The sequence below is a fragment of the Enterobacter sp. 940_PEND genome, assembly GCF_001059415.1.
Lineage (GTDB): Bacteria > Pseudomonadota > Gammaproteobacteria > Enterobacterales > Enterobacteriaceae > Enterobacter > Enterobacter cloacae_M.
Genome location: NZ_JUMS01000114.1, coordinates 1 through 1,295, shown reverse-complemented (window position 1 = coordinate 1,295; position 1,295 = coordinate 1). Strand labels below are relative to the sequence as shown.

1 protein-coding gene is annotated in these 1,295 nt (G+C 62.1%); it reads right to left on the bottom strand.

The annotated features are described in order from the left end of the window. On the bottom strand, positions 1 to 1,292 hold a 1,292-nt coding region (cpsG, locus tag ADJ24_RS16000), incomplete at its 3' end, for a phosphomannomutase CpsG (RefSeq protein ID WP_048702951.1). Positions 1,293 to 1,295: the final 3 nt, after the last annotated feature.

Sequence of the window (1,295 nt, the reverse complement as noted above, 5' to 3'; positions counted from 1 at the left end):
CGCACCACCGGCTCGGTATTGGACGAGCGCAGGTTGAAGCGCCACTGCGGGAACGCCATGCTGATGCCGTCCGTACGGTCAATTTCCAGCGCGTGGATCGCAAAGTGCTGCTCCACGCGGGCAATGGCCTCGGCAGGCTGCGCCAGCTTGCTGTTGATCTCCCCGCTCGCCGGGAACGCCGCCATGCGGTCGCGCACCAGCTCGCCCAGCGTCTGCCCCTTCAGGCACAGCAGCTCGGTGACCAGCAGCCACGGGATCATCCCGCTGTCGCAGTAGGCAAAATCACGGAAGTAGTGGTGGGCGCTCATCTCGCCGCCGTAGATGGCGTCTTCTTCGCGCATGCGCTCTTTGATGAAGGCGTGGCCGGTTTTGGACATCACCGGCGTGCCGCCCGCCGCGGAGACCACGTCGACGGTGTTCCAGGAAAGGCGCGGGTCATGAATGATTTTCGCGCCCGGGTTTTTCTCGAGGAACGCTTCTGCCAGCAGGCCGACAATGTAGTAGCCCTCGATGAACTGCCCTTTCTCGTCGAACAGGAAGCAGCGGTCGAAGTCACCGTCAAAGGCGATGCCCATGTCCGCGCCGTGCTCAATCACCGCGTTGCGGGTGTCGTCGCGGCACTCCGGCAGCAGCGGGTTAGGAATACCGTTCGGGAAGTTGCCGTCCGGGGTGTTGTGCACCTTGACGAAGGTTACCGGCACGTTCAGCGCCTTAAAGCGGGCTTCCAGCGCGTCCACCACCGGGCCGGCCGCGCCGTTACCGGAGTTGATGACCAGCCTCAGCGGCTTCAGGTTCGCCACGTTGATGTAGCCCAGCAGGTGGTCGATGTACTCTTTCTGCAGGTTGATTTTTTTGTAGCTGCCGCGCTTCGCATCGTTCACTGGCGGGAAGTCGTTGGCTTCCGCCAGACGTTGCACGTCGCGCAGGCCGGTGTCGCCGCTGATAGGGCGCGCGCCCTTGCGCACCAGCTTCATCCCGTTGTAGTCCATCGGGTTATGGCTGGCGGTCACTTCGATACCGCCGTCCACGCCCAGGTGGAAGGTGGCAAAGTAAATCTCCTCGGTCCCGGAAAGGCCGATATCCAGCACGTCCACGCCCGCGTCCTGCAGCCCTTTCGCCAGGGCCAGCTTCAGGGATTCACTGGTCAGACGCACGTCGCCGCCCAGCACGATGGTCTGCGGTTTTAAATATTCGCCGTACGCGCGGCCAATGCGCCACGCGATGTCTTCATTCAGCTCTTCGCCCAGCTTGCCGCGAATATCGTAGGCTTTAAAACAGGTTAATTTTTCCATGAT